Genomic DNA, 15372 nt, shown 5'->3' on the forward strand with positions numbered 1-15372 from the left:
CAGAGCAGCGGCCACCGCGCCCCCGCAACCTCCTGTATCGTGTACTGTGATTAAAGGCTCACAACACGCTCAGGATCCTTGATTTTACCACATTCCCTGAGACGAGCCGGCGCCCAACCTCGTCGGAACATGCTCTAGGCTTCGACCGGTGCGCGGCGCATCCCGAAGGTCAGGATCTGGTGGCCGAAATAGTTCGACACCGCGCCGGCCGCGATGCCGGCGCCGTGGCCGAGCGCCTCGGCCACCGGCAGCGGCAGGGCCGGCACCAGGGACGTCGACGCGGCGAGGAGCCCGGCGCTCACCGCCAGCACGAGCCCGGCACCGACGGCGTTGACGGCGACGAAGACCGCGGCCTGGCGCGGGAGCGGGCCGGTGCTGGCGCCCCGGAACACGAAGGTCCGGTAGAGCCAGAACCCCGCCGCCATGCCGATCCCGTAGGCGACCAGCATGGACGCGACGTATGGCAGGACCCACGACAGGGCGATGCGGGACAGCCAGTTGATCGCGGCGGCCGAGCCGCCGGCGACCAGGAAGCGGACGACCTCCGGCGCCATCAGAGACCCCAGCCCGGCAGCCCGAAGGCCGCGACCGCGAAGGAGAGGCCGGCGACCGCCGCGAGGGCGAGGCTCGGCCGGTCCTTGACCGCGAAGGCGACGGGATCGTCGTTGAGCTCGTCGCGGCCGGCGAGCAGCCAGATCCGGCCCATGAACAGCACCAGCACGGCCGGGAAGGTCCAGAGCGCCAGCGGCGCCGAGAGCACCGCGTGCCGGAACGCCTCGTTGGCGAGGTAGAGGATGAAGATCACGATGCTGGCGAGCCCCGCGGCGATCCCGAAGGCGAGCACCACCGGCTCGTCGGCCGGGCGGTAACCGCGGCCCGAGAGCTGGCCGGTGCGCCCGCGCTTCGCCGCCCCGCGCAGCTCGGTGTGGCGCTTGGCGAAGGAGAGCGAGGTGAACAGGAACATCGAGAAGGTGAGGAGCCAGGGCGACCAGGCCACGCCCACCGCCGCGACCCCGATGACGAGCCGCAAGGTGAACAGGCTGCCGAGGATCAGCGCGTCGAGCATCGGCACCCGCTTCAGCGAGAACGAGTAGGCGAGGGTGACGGCGAGGTAGGCCGCCACCGCGGCGAGGACCGCCGGGCCGGCGAAGGCCGCGAGGCTCAAGCCCAGGCCGAGCCCGCCGATCGTCGCCGCGAGGCCGGTGGCGAGGGGCAGCCGCCCGCTCGCCAGCGGCCGGTGGCGCTTCGACCAATGCGCCCGGTCGTGCGGCAGGTCCCACAGGTCGTTGAGGAGGTAGCTCGCCGAGGCGACGAGGCCGAGGGCGACGAAGGCGAGAACCGCCTCGGCCCAGGCGCCGGCGCTGCCGGCGAGGCCGCCGAGCATCATCGGCACGAAGACGAGGCCGTTCTTGGCCCATTGGTGCAGCCGCGCAGCCTTGGCGAGCGCCCGCAGGCGCGGGGCGGCGGCGAATTCCTCGATCGGGCGCCCGCCGGCCCGCGCCGCGCGGGCGACGCTCGCCGGGGTCTCGACCAGGATCACCCTCTGCGCCCGGGCCCAGATCGGCAGGTCGACCGCCGCGTTGCCGGCATAGTCGAACCCGCGCGGAAACAGGGCGGCGAGGCGCTGCGCCTTGACCTCGCCCTTGAGATTGACGAGCCCGTCGCTCGACACCGCCCGGTCGAACAGCGGGAACCGCTCGACGATGCCGCGGGCCATCAATTCGTCGGCGGCGGTGGCGAGCACGATCTCGCGCCCGAGGGTCTTCTGCAGCCCGATATAGGCGAGCAGCTCCTCGTTCGCCGGCAGGGTGGCGAAGTCGAGGGCGGCGTGCTCGGCGACCCGTCGCTTGAAGGTCGCCCGGCCGCGCGGCAGCCAGGCCAGCATCGAAAACAGCATCAGGACGTTGCGGCGCAGGATCGCCACCACGCCCTCGAGCAGCAGGTCGGTGCGCAGGAGCGTGCCGTCGAGATCGACCACGAGGGGCACCAGCGGGCCCTCGTCCCGCCCCGGGATGGCGGCCGCGTCGTCGCGCCGGGGTGGGCCGGAATGGATGGGGAGGGGGCTCGCCAGGGACATCGTCTCGGCCTGTGCTGCTGTGTTCTCGGCGCAGGCTACGATGCGGCAGGCGGCTCAAGTCTTAATCGGACTTGAGACACCCGATCCTTCGCATGTCAGGATGATCGTCCGGTTGATGCGCGTATCGATATTTCGGGGGAACGCGGCAAGATCGCGTTCACCATCGCGGCTGGCGGCGGCAGCCGGCGCCCCGGTGAGCCCGGGCCTTCGACATCGTCCTCTCCGGTCTTGTCCCGGACGGGCGAAACGAAGCGGACGGCGATCCGGGATCGAGCACGAAAAGTCGCGAAGCGTCCGCAACGGTGCGGGAGGCGGAGCCGCTTCGCGGCCCTACGCCTCCGGATCCGCCCGCGTCGAGAACCGGTCGCGGGCGGTGAAGCGGTCGGCGGGCAGGCCGAGGGGCAGGCTGCCGCGGTAGATCTCGCGCGAGAGGAAGGTGCGCTCGATCTCGATCTGCTCTTCGTCGAGGTCGACGTACCAGCAGCGGCGCCGGGGCGACCAGCGGTAGTTGCGGTCCTTGAGCCGGTCCTTGAGGGCGATCGGGGCGTCGGAGGCCCAGAGCCGCACGGTCGGCCGCCGCGCCGCGTCGAGAAGGGCGGCCAGCGCCAGCCGCCCCGAGAGCCGCAGCGGGCGGGCGAGGATGGCGAGCAGCGCCTCGCAATCGTCGATCGCCCGGTGGCCGTTGTGGAAATGGCCGTGATCGGCGAGCAGGTGGCCCAGCCGCATGCCCTCGTGCCCCTCGGACCGCCAGGGGATCTGGTGGCACGAGCAGGCCCAGTTGCGCGACACGAAGATCGGCCAGCGGCGCTCGCACATCTGCCGGTCGAAGCGGGCATTGTGGGCGATGACGACCCGGGCCTCGGCGGCGAGCGCCTCGACCGCCGCGTCGTCGATGCGCTGGCCGGCGACGTCGGCATCGGTGATGCCGGTGAGGCGCACCACCGCCTCGGGGATCGGGCCGGAGGGCTGGTGGAGCTGGTTGAAGCGCTCCAGCACCCGGTAGATCCGGCCGCTGGCGCCGTACTCGAACTTGACGATGCCGAGCTCGATCACCTCGTCGGCGGTCACGTCGATGCCGGTCGTCTCGGTGTCGAGGATCAGCCCGACGAAGGTCGGCTCGGCGGGCTCCTCGGGCGGGGGCACGAAGGGGCTCAACCGGCGCAGCACCCGGTAGTCGCCGGTGCGCTCCAGGATGGCGGCGATGTCGTCGAGCGCGTCGGTCAAGCGGCGTGTCACCCTGGCAGGCGGCCGCGGGGGCGGCGCGTGTCGTTGCTTGTGGCCCGGCATAGACCCGGCCCGGCCGCCGGGCCAAGAGCCGCGGCGCCACGCTCCACCGCATTCGCGGGCCGGCGAAGGAGCGCCGAGGTCTCTCCTTGAACCGCGAAGTGCCCAAGATCCCGTGCGAGGGTGCCGGCCGGATCCGGTCCCTCGCGGCCCGGGGGCCGCCACGCACGAAAGACCCCGCCGCCGACGCTTCCGAGGACCGACGCCCGAGACTCATCGGCGGCGGGGGAGTGGAGGGGATCCGAGAGACGAGCCCGGCACCGGCCGGGGGCGATCAGGGCCGGCGGGCACGCCGGGCGGCTCCCGGGCCATCCGACACGCGGCCAACCGTCCACCGCTACCCCGGTTTCGGGGGGGCGGCGCCGGAGCGTCGTCCGGAGTAGACCTGGATGGGGCGGGCGATCGAATTCGGCCGCAAGCGCCGGGATGCGGGGCTGACGGAGCGGGGCCAGGATGGCGCATCGCCCGGACAGGGAGGCAAGGACGACCATGCGCAACCCCGATCCCGACCTCGCAAGCCCGACCCCTCCGGCCGCGAACGGCGCCCCGTCGCTCGACGCCGCCGCCCGCGTCGCGGCCGTGGCCCGCCGCGACCGGGCGGCGGACGGCCTGTTCGTCTACGCGGTGCGCACGACCGGGGTGTATTGCCGGCCGAGCTGCGCCGCCCGGCCGGCCCGTCCCGAGAATGTCAGCTTCCATCCGACCTGCGCGGCGGCGGAAGCCGAGGGGTTCCGGCCCTGCCGGCGCTGCCGGCCGAACGAGGCGAGCCTCCACGAGCGCCAGGCCGAGGCGGTGGCGCGGGCCTGCCGCCGGATCGAGGCGGCCGAGACCCCGCCGGCCTTGGCCGACCTCGCGGCATCGGCGGGGTTGAGCCCGCACCACTTCCACCGGGTGTTCAAGCAGGTCACCGGCGTGACGCCGCGGGCCTACGGCGAGAGCCTGCGGGCCGCACGCGCCGCGGAGGAATTGCGGCGGGCCGGGAGCGTCACGGAGGCGCTCTACGAGGCCGGCTACGGCGCGGCGAGCCGGTTTTACGCCGCGGCACCGGGCCGCCTCGGCATGACGCCGACGGCCTACCGCAACGGCGGGGCGGGCGCGGCGATCCGCTTCGCCGTCGGCGCCTGCTCCCTCGGCCATGTCCTGGTGGCGGCAACCGAGACAGGCGTCTGCGCGATCCTGCTCGGCGACGATCCCGACGCCCTGCTGCGCGACCTCCAGGACCGCTTCCCGAAGGCGGCGCTGACCGGGGGCGACGCGGATTTCGACGCGGTGGTGGGACAGGTGATCGCCCTCGTCGAGGCGCCGGGCACGGCCGCGAGCCTGCCCCTCGACATCGGCGGCACCGCCTTCCAGCAGCGGGTGTGGCAGGCGCTGCGGTCGATCCCGCCGGGGCGCACCGCGACCTATGCCGAGGTCGCGCGGGCGATCGGCGCGCCGTCGGCGGCCCGCGCCGTGGCGCTCGCCTGCGGCGCCAACCCGATCGCCGTGGCGGTGCCGTGCCACCGGGTGGTGCGCGGCGACGGCAGCCTGTCGGGCTACCGCTGGGGCGTGGCGCGCAAGCGGGCGCTCCTCGACCGGGAGCGGGACCCGGCGGACGGCCGCTAGATGCCGGGTCGCGGAATTTGCGACCGGCACGGATCGTTGGGCAGGGATCGACGTTCTTCTCTGGCCCTGCCGCAAAGGTTTCGCGGCAGGACCCTGACGTAACACGTCGAGCGCGGGCCTCCCCCAGGAGCGCAGTTCCATGTCGTGCCGCCACAACGCCGTCGCTCCCCTGCCGCACCTGATCGCGACGGCGCCGTCGCACCTACGCAAGTGGCGCCGGTTCCCCAGCACCCTGCCGCAGGCGGCCAACGACAACACCCGCCCCGGCGCCACCGCCGAGGCCGGGCTGTGGGCCGCGGCCCTCGGCGCCACCGCCACCCTGGTGGCGGTGCTGATGGTCGGGTTGATGCTGTAGCGAGGCTCGGGGCCCGGTCGTCCTCAGCGTCCGGTCTTCGCGCGCCAGGCCGCGAAGTCGGCCTTGGCCTGCGCGTCGACGAGCGGGTAGAGGCCGACCACGGCGCGGCCGTTCCGGACCTCCTCCAGCACGAAATCCTCGAACACCGTCATCTCGGCCGCTTCCGCGGCGACCTCGTCGGCGATCGCCGCCGGGATCACGATCACCCCCTCGGCATCGCCCACCACCACGTCGCCCGGGAACACCGCGACGTCGCCGCAGCCGATCGGCACGTTGATGTCGAGGGCCTGGTGCAGGGTCAGGTTGGTCGGGGCCGACGGGCGGTTGTGATAGGCCGGGAAGGGCAGGGCGCCGATCTCGGGCGAATCGCGAAAGCCGCCATCGGTGACGACCCCGGCCGCGCCGCGCTTCATGAGGCGGGTCACCAGGATTCCCCCGGCGGAGGCCGCACGCGGGTTCTTGCGGCTGTCCATCACCAGCACCGCCCCCTCCGGGCACTGGTCGACGGCGACGCGCTGGGGATGGGTGGGATCGCGGAAGACCGCCAGCGTGTTCAGGTCCTCCCGGGCCGGGATGTAGCGCAGGGTGTAGGCCTCGCCGACCATCGTCCCGGCCTGCGGGTTGAGGGGGCGCACGTCCTGGATGACCTGGTTGCGCAGGCCGCGCTTGAACAGGGCGGTGGCCAGGGTGGCGATGCTGACGGTCTTCAGCGTCGCGCGGGTCTCGGGGCTCAGGGGCATCGGGGCTCTCCGGTCGGGGGCGAGGACCGGGGAGGCCGGGGAACGACCAGGGGCCGCGCCGCCCGACCCGACTCCTCCCCGCCGCACCGGACGGCTTCGCCGCTCCGCGGCCGCCCGCGGCGGCCTGTGACGCGCGCATTGAAGCACTAATGTTTTAGTACATCAACCGGGATATCGCGGCTCGGCGCGCGGCCCGAACCCTCCCGCCTCTGCGGGGGAGGGTGGCGAGCGGGACGAAGTCCCGTCGAGAGGGGCAGCACGACCTTGATCCGGGGGGTGCCCTTCATGGCGGGCGCGACCTCTCCGGAAACGTGGCTCCCCTCTTTGGCCCCACTCCGTGGGGCACCCTCCCCCGCAGACGGGGGGAGGGTTCGCAGCGCGCCTCATCCGGGGCGCGCCGAGCCCTACTTCTTGCGCGGGGCCGGCGGCGGCGGGGCCGGGGGCTCGTCGCCGCCCTCGTCGGGCTCGCCGCCGCCGATCGTCGACTTCAGCGCGAAGGCCACGAGGGGGCTCGCCACGTCGACCACCTCGGCCTTGGTCAGCCCGTCCTTCGGATCGTAGCTGCCGACCAGCATCACGGTCCGGTTCTCGGTCTTGGCGAGATCCAGGCCCTCGCCGGAGACGGCCATCGGCTGGCCGGCGATCTCGTCGGCCTTGCGGTCGTTGGTGAACAGAACCGTGACCTTGCCGTCCTTCACCACGCCGACGTAGCAGGTCTCCTCCGGCGTGCGGCAGGGGAACAGCATCGCAGCGGTCGGGTCGGGCGGCGGCGCCTCCTTGGGCGGGGGCGGCGGGGCCTTCGGGCCCTTCGGGGCCGGCTGGGCGGCGGCCGGCCCGAGGGTCGGCACGGCGGCCGCGAGCGCGAGCAGCGTGAGGGCGAGCGCGGAGCGCATCTGTCTCGATCTCCAGGAATGATGCCGCATCGGAAGGCGCGAAGTGGCGCCCGCCCGCCGGGGGGTCAAGGGCCGGCAAGGGCCGGCGGGGATCGGAACGGCTCACGCCTGCGCGAGACCGTCGTCGAGCCCGGCCGCCGCCACCAGCGCCCGGGTATAGGCCTCGCGCGGGCGCTCCAGCACCCGGTCGGTCGGGCCGCGCTCGACCTCGCGGCCGTTCCGCAGGACCAGCACGGTGTCGGCCAAGGCCCGCACCACCGCGAGGTCGTGGGAGATGAAGAGGTAGGCGAGGCCGTGCGCCGCCTGGAGGTCGCGCAGCAGGGCGACGATGTCGCGCTGCACCGTGCGGTCGAGGGCGGAGGTCGGCTCGTCGAGGACGACGAGGCGGGGGCGCAAGGCCAGCGCACGGGCGATGGCGATGCGCTGGCGCTGGCCGCCCGAGAAGGCGTGCGGGAAGCGGTGACGCGAGGAGGGATCGAGGCGCACCTCGCGAAAAGCCTCCGCCGCCCGCGCGTCGCGGGCCGCGGCGCTCAGGTGAGGCTCGTGGACCCGCAACCCCTCGGCGACGATCTCGCCGGCGGTGAGGCGGGGCGAGAGCGAGCCCATCGGGTCCTGGAACACCGGCTGGAAGCCGCGGCGCAGGGACCTCAGGGAGGCGCGGTCCAGGCGGGTGAGGTCGCGGTCCTCGAACCGCACCAGGCCGTGGGCGGCGGGTTCGAGGCGCAGGAGCGCCCGGCCGAGGCTCGACTTGCCCGAGCCCGATTCGCCGACGACCCCGAGGGTCTGGCCGGCCCGCAGGGTGAGGTCGATCCCCTCGACCGCGCGGCGCGGCGGGCCGGCCCGCCACCAGCGCCGCGGCCCCGGATAGGCGACCGAGACGCCCCGCGCCTCCAGCACCACCGACGCCCCCTCGGGCACCGGACCCTTGCGCCCGGCGGGCTCGGCGGCCAGCAGGTCGCGGGTCTCGGGCGCCCGCGGGTCTCGGAACAGCCGCTCGGTCGGGCCCGCCTCGACGAGGCGGCCGGAACTCAGCACCGCCGTGCGCTCGGCGATGCGCCGCACCAGCCTGAGGTCGTGGGTGATGAACAGGAGCGCGAGGCCGAGGCGCGCCTTCAGGTCGGCGAGCAGCGCCAGGATCTGGGCCTGGACGGTGACGTCGAGGGCCGTCGTCGGCTCGTCGGCGATCAGCAGGTCGGGCTCGCAGGCGAGCGCCATCGCGATCATCACCCGCTGGCGCTCGCCGCCCGACAATTCGTGGGGATAGGCGGAGAGGCGCGACGCCGCGTCGCGGATCCCGACGAGACCCAGCAGGTCGCGGGCCCGCGCCCGGGCCTGGCGCCGGCTCATGCCGCGATGGGCGCGGAGCGGCAGGGCGATCTGGTGGCCGACCGCGAAGAGCGGATCGAGGGCGGTCATCGGCTCCTGGAACACCAGGCCGATGCGGGCGCCGCGGATCCGGTCGAGGGCGGGGCGCGCGAGCCCGGTCAGCACGGTGCCGTCGAAGCGCACGCTGCCCGAGACGCGCGCCTGGGGCGGCAGCAGGCCGAGCGTGGCCAGCGCCACCTGGCTCTTGCCCGAGCCCGATTCGCCGACGAGGGCCAGGGTCTCGCCGCGGGCGAGGTCGAGGTCGAGGCCGTCGAGGGCCGTCACCCCGGCATCCGGGTAGCGCACCGTGAGCCCGCGGAGGGACAGGAGGCTCGGGCTCTGCGGGTGCGTGCTCCCCGGATTCATGCTCCCTCCCGCGGATCGAGGGCGTCGCGCAGGCGCTCGCCCAGCAGCGTCAGGGCGAGCAGGGTGGCGACCAGGAAGGCGGCCGGCACGACCAGCATCCAGGGCGCGGTCTCGAGGCTGCGGGCGCCGTCGGCGATCAGCACGCCCCAGCTCGTCGCCGGCTCCTGCACGCCGAGGCCCAGGAACGACAGAAAACTCTCGAGCAGGATCACCCGGGGCACCATCAGGGCCGCGAAGGCGACGACCGGCCCGAGCAGGTTCGGCACGACGTGCCGGCGCAGGATCGCCGCGGTGGTGAGCCCCAGCGCCTCGGCCGCCCGGACGTAGTCGCGCCGGCGGATTCCCTGCGCCTCCGACCGGACGATGCGGGCCATGTCGAGCCACTCCACCGCGCCGACCGCGACGAAGATCAGCGCCACCGAGCGGCCGAAGAACACCACCAGCATGATGACGAAGAACACGAAGGGCAGGGAGTACAGGATGTCGACGAGGCGCATCATCGCCGCGTCGACCCGCCCGCCGAGGGTGCCGGCGAGCGCCCCGTAGGCGACCCCGATGCCGAGCGCCACCGCGGTCGCCATCAGGCCGAGCGCCAGCGACAGCCGCCCGGCGACGAGGGTGCGGGTGAGGAGGTCGCGCCCGAGCGCGTCGGTGCCGGCGAGGAAGCGAAGCCGGCGCAACGGCGCCTCGACGGCGAGGCGCCGCCCGTCCTCCGACCGCCCGAGGATCTGCGCCTCGCCGAAGATGTCGGAGCGGGAGAAGAACGTCAGCACCCGCGGGTCGACGGGCTTGTCGGCGGCGAGCGTCAGGCGGACCGCGTCGCCGGTCACGCTCACATCCTCGGCCCGCACCCGCATCCGGAAGGCGAGCCGGTCGAGGGCGGGACGGACCGCATCCGGCCTCGGGTAGAGCGCGAGCGAGGGCGGCGTGCCGGGGTAGTCGTAGTAGAGCCGGTCGTAGGGGTGGCCGGTGACGAAGGGGCCGAGAAGGCAGGCGAGGGTGACGAGGGCCAGGATCGCCGCGCAGGCCCGCGCGACGCGGTCGCCGGCGAGGCGCCGGCGGGCGCGGGCGAGGAGCGAGGCCTCGGCGAAGGCGGCCGGAGCGCTTGCCGCGGACATGCTCACCCGACATCCCTCAATCGCGGGTCGATGAGGGCGCAGGCGAGATCGGCGACGAGGTTGAGCACGAGGACGAACACCGCGATCAGCACCACGGTGCCGAGGACCAGCGTGTAATCGCGGTTGACGGCGCCGTCGACGAAGTAGCGCCCGACGCCGGGCAGGCCGAACACCGTCTCGACCACCACCGACCCGGTGAGGAGACCGGCCGCGGCGGGCCCGAGATAGGACACGACCGGCAGGGCCGCGCCGCGCAGGGCGTGGAGCGCCAGGATCCGGGGCGGCAGGCCGAGGGCCCGCAGGGTGCGCCAATGCGGCCGGTCGAACACCTCGACGAGGCCGGCCCGGGCGAGGCGGGCGATCACCGCCACCTGCGGCAGCGCCAGGGTGACGACCGGCAGGACGAGGTTCTTCGGATTTCCGTCGTCCCAGCCGCCGACGGGCAGCCAGCGCAGGGACAGCCCGAAGGCGATCTGGAGCAGCGGCGCCACCACGAAGCCCGGCACGGTCAGCGCGAAGGTGCCGAGGGTGGTCACGGCGTGGTCCAGCCAGGAGCCCCGCCGCAGCGCCGAGAGCGCGCCGAGCGCCGTACCGAGGCCGAGCGCGACCAGGAGGGCGAGGCCGCCGAGCGTCATCGAGACCGGCAGGCCGCGGGCGAACAGCTCCGCCACCGAGAGGTCGCGCACCGAGAAGGACGGCCCGAGATCCCCCCGCGCCAGCGCCGCGAGGTAGCGGCCGTACTGGACCGGCAGCGGCTGGTCGAGGCCGTAGACCCGGCGCAGGTTCTCCATCGCGGCGGCCGGCAGCGGCCGCTCCAAGTCGAACGGCCCGCCCGGCGCGAGCCGCACCAGGAAGAACGACAGGGTGACGACGAGGAACAGCGTCGGGACGCCCTGGGCGAGGCGGCGCAGGATGTACGGCGTCATGAGCAGGGACTCACGCGAGAGACAGCCAGCGGGTCGGCGAGACGCCGCGCAGGTTGGGCGTGAAGCCGCGCAGGCGCGGGCCGATCAGGTGCTTGTGCCGGTAATGCAGCAGCGGGATCCAGGGCAGGTCGGCGAGAAAGAGCTCTTCCGCCCGGTAGAGGATCCGGGCCCGGGCCGCGAGGTCGGTCTCCCGGGCGGCCTCGCGCATCAGGGCGTCGTAGGCCGGGTTGGCGTAGCGGCCCGAATTGAAGCCGTCATTGCCGCTCTCGACCAGGAACAGGAAGTTCTGCGGGTCGGCATAGTCGGCGAGCCAGCTCATCCGGGCGATGTCGAACGGGCCGCCGTCGCGCAGGTAGGCGTAGTGGGTCTTGGCGTCGGTGGCGGCGAAGGAGGTCGTCACGGCGAGCGGCCGCCACATGTCGGCGACCGCCACCATGGTGTTCCGGTTGTTGTCGGTGATGGAGTAGCGCAGCTCGACCGAGAGCGGCCTTCCCCCCGGGCCGTAGCCGGCCTCGCGGAGGAGCGCGACCGCCGCATCCTCGCGCTCCAGCGGCGAGAGGTCCCGGCCCGGCATCACGGGCGGCGGCAGCGCGTTGTCGAGCCCGGCGGGGGTGAGGGAATAGGCCGGCAGCATCGTCTCGCCCCACACCGCCTCGGCCAGGAACTCGCGGTCGAGGGCGAGCGACAGGGCGCGGCGCACCCGCGCATCGTCGAGGGGGCGCTTGCGCACGTTCACCATCAGGGCGAGCACGCCGAGGGCGGGGTTGAGGATCACGCCCTCGCCGAAGCGGGATCTGAGCGCCCGCACCTGGTCGGCCGGCAGGTCCTCGAGGGAATCGATCTCCCCGGCGGCGAAGCGGCGCACCGCGGCGGCGAGGTCGGGGGTCGGGATGTACTCGACCTGGGGAATCGCGACCCTGGCCGCCTCGCGGTAATGCGGGCTGCGGACCGCCGTGATGCGGTCGTTCGGCGAGAAATCCTGGAGGCGGTAGGCGCCGTTCGACACCAGGTTGCCGGGCCGGGTGAAGGCGTCGCCGTACCGGGCGAGGGAGGGCCGGTGGACCGGCGTGCTCGCCTGGTGGGCCATCAGCTCGACGAAGTACGGGGTCGCCTGCTCCAGCGCAATCACCACCGTCAGCGGGTCGGGGGCGGAGACGCCGACGGAGTCCACCGGCATCGCCCCGCGATTGACGGCGTCGGCGTTGCGGATCGGCGCCAGCACGCTGGCGTATTTCGCCCCCGTCGCCGGATCGAGCATGCGCCGGAAGCCGTGCACGAAGTCCTCGGCGACGACCGGATCGCCGTTCGACCAGCGCCCGTCGGGGCGCAGGGAGAAGGTCCAGGTCAGGCCGTCGGCGGAGGTGGTCCAGCCGGAGGCCGCCCCCGGCACCAGGTTGCCGTCGGGGCCGTAGGCGCTCAATCCCTCGTAGAGGTCGAGGAGGATCGTCGCCTCCGGGACCGTCGAGGTCTTGTGCGGGTCCAGGGTCTCGGGATCGGCGCCGTTGCCCCGCCGGTAGGCGTGAGGACGGTCTCGGGGCCCGGCGGCCCGGGCGGGGGCCGCCGCAGCCACGGCCGCGGCGCCCGAGGCCGCGAGGAAATCCCGGCGCCGCATGGCGCGGCTCAGGCGCCGGTCTCGGCCTGGAGCCCGGCCGCCGCGATCCCGGCGAGCGCCGCCTTCTCGTCGTTGTCGGAGGTGTCGCCCGAGATGCCGACGGCGCCGACGAGCTTGCCGTCGCGCTTGATCAGCACGCCGCCCGGGACCGGGATCAGCCCGGCGGGACCGGCGACGTGGCTGACGGCCGCGATGAAATAGGCCTGCTCCTCGGCCCGCTTGGCGATGGCCCGCGAGCCGATGCCGAGCGCCAGCGCCCCGTTGGCCTTGCCGGCGGCGATCTCGGAGCGCTTGAGGCTGGTGCCGTCCTCCACGCCCGCCGCCTTGAGGGCGCCGCGGGCGTCGAGCACCACCACCGCCAGGGGCTTGAGCCCGAGTTCGCGGCCGGCCTTGAGGGCGGCGGTCACGACGGTCGAGGCGGCGTCGAGGGTGAGGTCGGACATCTCTGGTCACTCCGGGTGGTCGCGCGGACGGTTTCCCGCCCGGGCCGCCGTCAGGAACTCTGGCGCACCGGGCCTTAACCCGCCAGGGGAGCAGCGCCAAGCGGCGGCCTGCGCCGAGCCAAGCGGCGGCCTGCCCTGGATCAAGCGGCGGCCTGCTTCGGCATGAGGGGGCAAGGGGGCCGCGTGCCGCGCCCGGACGGTCGGCGTCGCCCGAAGACCCCACCGCGCGCCTCGCCCGGGACCGATCATCGATCATGTCACCGGCATGACGACGCGGCGACAAACGACGAAATCCGATCTTCTCCGCAATCCTGTAGATTTTGGAAATGTGTTTTCCTTGAAGATTTACTTCCTACGCAAGAGACGTATTTTTTTGTCTCGATATGACCTACTAAAAGCGAGGGCGATTCGAATCACTAGCCGCCCAAGGAGATGCTTATGGCTGATACCGGAATCATTTTTGCGTGGGGCGGCTCGGTTTCGACCATTCCTGCCGGATATTTATTGTGTGACGGTACGCTCGTCAGCCAGAGTCAATACCCGTCGCTTTTCAACGCAATCGGTTTCAACTTCGGCGCAAACCCTCCGCAGGGACAGTTCTACTTGCCCGACCTGCGCGGTCGGTTCGTCCGCGGCGCCGATGACGGCGCACAGCGGGACCCCGACGTCGGAAGCCGGACCGACATGCAGAACTCCGCGATCAAGTCCCCGTCGGTGGGCTCGGTCCAGTCGCACGCCTTCCAGAACCACAATCACGCCTACACGATCTTCCCCAACTCGAGCGGCGACATCGCCAGTGGCGATTACTGGCAGGCCGGCCCGGCGGTCACCGCCCTGGCCGACCCCGCCCAGTTCCAGGTCAGCACCGAAACGAGGCCCGTGAACGCGTCCGTTCACTTCATCATCGCCTGCTGATCCGGCGCCCGGTCTCGCCGAGATCGGGCGCTTCCTTCGATCGACCGTATCGCACCGTGCGCAAGCGAGCCGACGTCCGCGGGACGCGGCTCGGAGCGCTCCCCCCATCCGTGCCCATGCCGCCACCGGGAACCGCCGATGCTGATCGCCCGCGACCTGTACACGCACTTCGTCACCCAGCCGATCGTGTCGTCCCAGACGACGCTCGGCGAAACGATCATCCAGTACGAAGTCCGAGCCTATAACGACGTCAGGAACCTCGGCACCGCCAAGTCCTACCTGATCACCTGCACCCAGAGGCTGGTCCTGCCCAACCCGGCCGCCTACAATCCCGCCGCCGGCGCGACGACGAGCTTTCTCAACTATCCGGCGATCCTCAAGAATTCCATCGACCTGCTGGATCCGAACAAGCAAATATCGACCGTCAATATCGTCGAATATTCACCAAGAACGCTAAACACGACGGTCAACACGAGCCAGAACATCGCCCAGAGCCAAAACTCATCCACGTCGCGTCAATCGACGACTGGATCCTCGACGGCGCAGACCAACAGCTACGGCTTTTCCGCATCGCTCGGATTCTTCGGCGACGCCCCCGTCGGCGACGTGTCGTCCAACGCGCAGTTCTCCACGACGAACGAGCAGTCCAGCTCGCTCAGCACCGGCTCCGCGGTCGACCACGGCTCGCAGCTGTCGAACTCCAGCTCGATGGCGATCAAGGACTGGGGGAGCTACGCGTCGATCAACACGGCGACGCAGAGCCCGACCTGGGTCTGGGGTCAGGAATATCCCTGGAACGTCATGCAGTTCAAAGGCACGGACGCGAACGCGAACATCGTCCTGCCGGCCTTCGTCGCCGCGCGCCTGTATGACGGCAGCGTCGTCTACCCGCCGTCGGAGCTGTCGAATTTCGGCCTGGACTTCGTCGCCCGCGCCTCCTGGCTGGTGACCCCGGTCAAGGGGCATGGCGACGCCATCGGTCCGGTCTTCAAGCACACCCTCATCTACGGGGCGGCCTCGCACAAGGTCAGCGGCGGGCAGCTGACGGCCGATCTCACGACCTACCAGCCGATCCTCTACACGTCGGACCCGCTCGACCTGCCGCTCCTGGCCCTCGATCCGATCCAGGCGCCCGGGGCCGGCCCGGCGGTCCTCGGCTTCATCGCGCCGCAATTCGACGTGGCGCCGACCTCGACCGGCGCGGCCTTCGCGATCACGGCCGATTCCAACGACCTCCTGGTGCGCGGCCAAGGCTTCAACGGGGTCCTGAGCACGGATTTCTCGACCGGCCCCGTCGAGATGACCGTCTCCTTCAAGGTCGTGGACCCGTCGCGGACCGTGACGCTCTCGCTCCGGCACTGGATCACCGCCGGCACGCCGATCCAGCTGAGCCTCGTCGTCAACGGCGACACCGCGATGCCCCTGACCCGGTTCGTCGACGCCCAGGAAATGGGATCCGGCGGCGACAACGTCTCGGCGATCACGCTGCGCAACAAGGATTTCAGCTCCAACGACTATTGCGACTACCTCCAGATGGGCCTGAACACCGTGACCATCACGGCGACCCCGGTCGGCGGCCAGTCGAAGGCTGGCTACCAGATCATGGCGATGGCGGTCGGGTAGCGATCCGCGCGTACCGGCAACGCCGGCCTCGCTCCGCGCCCAGCCCATGC

14 protein-coding genes are annotated in these 15372 nt (G+C 72.4%); 4 read left to right on the forward strand and 10 right to left on the reverse strand.

Annotated features, from left to right (window positions below):
* Window positions 1-134: 134 nt before the first annotated feature.
* The 3 genes from G4G93_RS10810 to G4G93_RS10820 form a co-directional block, all read right to left on the reverse strand.
* The gene (locus G4G93_RS10810) at window positions 135-554 is read right to left on the reverse strand and encodes a GtrA family protein (RefSeq protein ID WP_165083991.1); all 420 of its coding nucleotides are present in this window, start codon (window positions 552-554) and stop codon (window positions 135-137) included.
* Window positions 554-2077 (reverse strand): UbiA family prenyltransferase, encoded by a 1524-nt coding sequence (locus G4G93_RS10815; RefSeq protein WP_165083993.1) that lies wholly within the window; start codon window positions 2075-2077, stop codon window positions 554-556. Before G4G93_RS10815 ends, G4G93_RS10810 begins: the two co-directional genes overlap by 1 nt.
* Before the next feature lie 330 nt (window positions 2078-2407).
* The gene (locus G4G93_RS10820; protein WP_165083995.1) at window positions 2408-3301 is read right to left on the reverse strand and encodes a 3'-5' exonuclease; all 894 of its coding nucleotides are present in this window, start codon (window positions 3299-3301) and stop codon (window positions 2408-2410) included.
* Window positions 3302-3850: 549 nt separating this feature from the next.
* Here G4G93_RS10820 and ada point away from each other — a divergent pair.
* Both ada and G4G93_RS10830 read left to right on the forward strand, forming a co-directional pair.
* A complete protein-coding gene (gene ada / locus G4G93_RS10825) occupies window positions 3851-4966 on the forward strand; it encodes a bifunctional DNA-binding transcriptional regulator/O6-methylguanine-DNA methyltransferase Ada (protein WP_165083997.1) in 1116 nt (371 codons plus the stop codon).
* Window positions 4967-5105: 139 nt separating this feature from the next.
* Window positions 5106-5321 carry a hypothetical protein gene (locus tag G4G93_RS10830; protein WP_165083999.1) on the forward strand — a complete coding sequence of 72 codons (216 nt, stop codon included), beginning with the start codon at window positions 5106-5108 and terminating at the stop codon, window positions 5319-5321.
* Window positions 5322-5344: 23 nt separating this feature from the next.
* Here G4G93_RS10830 and G4G93_RS10835 read toward each other — a convergent pair whose 3' ends face one another.
* The 7 genes from G4G93_RS10835 to G4G93_RS10865 form a co-directional block, all read right to left on the reverse strand.
* On the reverse strand, window positions 5345-6061 hold the full coding sequence (locus tag G4G93_RS10835; protein ID WP_206289685.1) for a ribonuclease activity regulator RraA: 717 nt from the start codon (window positions 6059-6061) through the stop codon (window positions 5345-5347).
* A gap of 404 nt (window positions 6062-6465) precedes the next feature.
* Complete coding sequence (locus tag G4G93_RS10840; RefSeq protein WP_165084001.1) at window positions 6466-6954, reverse strand: hypothetical protein; 489 nt, start codon at window positions 6952-6954, stop codon at window positions 6466-6468.
* A 102-nt stretch (window positions 6955-7056) separates the two neighbouring features.
* Window positions 7057-8685 carry an ABC transporter ATP-binding protein gene (locus tag G4G93_RS10845; protein WP_165084003.1) on the reverse strand — a complete coding sequence of 543 codons (1629 nt, stop codon included), beginning with the start codon at window positions 8683-8685 and terminating at the stop codon, window positions 7057-7059.
* The gene (locus tag G4G93_RS10850; RefSeq protein ID WP_165084005.1) at window positions 8682-9803 is read right to left on the reverse strand and encodes an ABC transporter permease; all 1122 of its coding nucleotides are present in this window, start codon (window positions 9801-9803) and stop codon (window positions 8682-8684) included. The genes G4G93_RS10845 and G4G93_RS10850 overlap by 4 nt, the downstream gene beginning before the upstream one ends.
* A gap of 2 nt (window positions 9804-9805) precedes the next feature.
* Entirely contained in the window at window positions 9806-10729 is a 924-nt protein-coding gene (locus G4G93_RS10855; protein WP_165084007.1) for an ABC transporter permease, read from the reverse strand.
* A 10-nt stretch (window positions 10730-10739) separates the two neighbouring features.
* Window positions 10740-12341 (reverse strand): peptide ABC transporter substrate-binding protein, encoded by a 1602-nt coding sequence (locus G4G93_RS10860; protein WP_165084009.1) that lies wholly within the window; start codon window positions 12339-12341, stop codon window positions 10740-10742.
* 8 nt (window positions 12342-12349) lie between these two features.
* Entirely contained in the window at window positions 12350-12784 is a 435-nt protein-coding gene (locus G4G93_RS10865) for a heme-binding protein (protein ID WP_165084011.1), read from the reverse strand.
* Between the two features lie 438 nt (window positions 12785-13222).
* On the opposite strand from G4G93_RS10865, the gene G4G93_RS10870 reads away from it, so the two are divergent.
* On the forward strand, window positions 13223-13699 hold the full coding sequence (locus tag G4G93_RS10870; protein ID WP_165084013.1) for a phage tail protein: 477 nt from the start codon (window positions 13223-13225) through the stop codon (window positions 13697-13699).
* Window positions 13700-13837: 138 nt separating this feature from the next.
* A complete protein-coding gene (locus tag G4G93_RS10875) occupies window positions 13838-15322 on the forward strand; it encodes a hypothetical protein (RefSeq protein WP_165084015.1) in 1485 nt (494 codons plus the stop codon).
* Window positions 15323-15372: the final 50 nt, after the last annotated feature.

It is taken from the genome of Methylobacterium sp. DB0501 (assembly GCF_011043735.1).
Classification (GTDB): Bacteria; Pseudomonadota; Alphaproteobacteria; order Rhizobiales; family Beijerinckiaceae; genus Methylobacterium; species Methylobacterium alsaeris.

Excerpts from the sequence above, each read along its gene's own strand:
- G4G93_RS10810 (WP_165083991.1), bottom strand. The coding sequence starts at position 554 with ATGGCGCCGGAGGTCGTCCGCTTCCTGGTCGCCGGCGGCTCGGCCGCC.
- G4G93_RS10815 (WP_165083993.1), bottom strand. The coding sequence starts at position 2,077 with ATGTCCCTGGCGAGCCCCCTCCCCATCCATTCCGGCCCACCCCGGCGC.
- ada (WP_165083997.1), top strand. The coding sequence starts at position 3,851 with ATGCGCAACCCCGATCCCGACCTCGCAAGCCCGACCCCTCCGGCCGCG.
- G4G93_RS10830 (WP_165083999.1), top strand. The coding sequence starts at position 5,106 with ATGTCGTGCCGCCACAACGCCGTCGCTCCCCTGCCGCACCTGATCGCG.
- G4G93_RS10835 (WP_206289685.1), bottom strand. The coding sequence starts at position 6,061 with ATGCCCCTGAGCCCCGAGACCCGCGCGACGCTGAAGACCGTCAGCATC.
- G4G93_RS10840 (WP_165084001.1), bottom strand. The coding sequence starts at position 6,954 with ATGCGCTCCGCGCTCGCCCTCACGCTGCTCGCGCTCGCGGCCGCCGTG.
- G4G93_RS10845 (WP_165084003.1), bottom strand. The coding sequence starts at position 8,685 with ATGAATCCGGGGAGCACGCACCCGCAGAGCCCGAGCCTCCTGTCCCTC.
- G4G93_RS10850 (WP_165084005.1), bottom strand. The coding sequence starts at position 9,803 with ATGTCCGCGGCAAGCGCTCCGGCCGCCTTCGCCGAGGCCTCGCTCCTC.
- G4G93_RS10855 (WP_165084007.1), bottom strand. The coding sequence starts at position 10,729 with ATGACGCCGTACATCCTGCGCCGCCTCGCCCAGGGCGTCCCGACGCTG.
- G4G93_RS10860 (WP_165084009.1), bottom strand. The coding sequence starts at position 12,341 with ATGCGGCGCCGGGATTTCCTCGCGGCCTCGGGCGCCGCGGCCGTGGCT.
- G4G93_RS10865 (WP_165084011.1), bottom strand. The coding sequence starts at position 12,784 with ATGTCCGACCTCACCCTCGACGCCGCCTCGACCGTCGTGACCGCCGCC.
- G4G93_RS10870 (WP_165084013.1), top strand. The coding sequence starts at position 13,223 with ATGGCTGATACCGGAATCATTTTTGCGTGGGGCGGCTCGGTTTCGACC.
- G4G93_RS10875 (WP_165084015.1), top strand. The coding sequence starts at position 13,838 with ATGCTGATCGCCCGCGACCTGTACACGCACTTCGTCACCCAGCCGATC.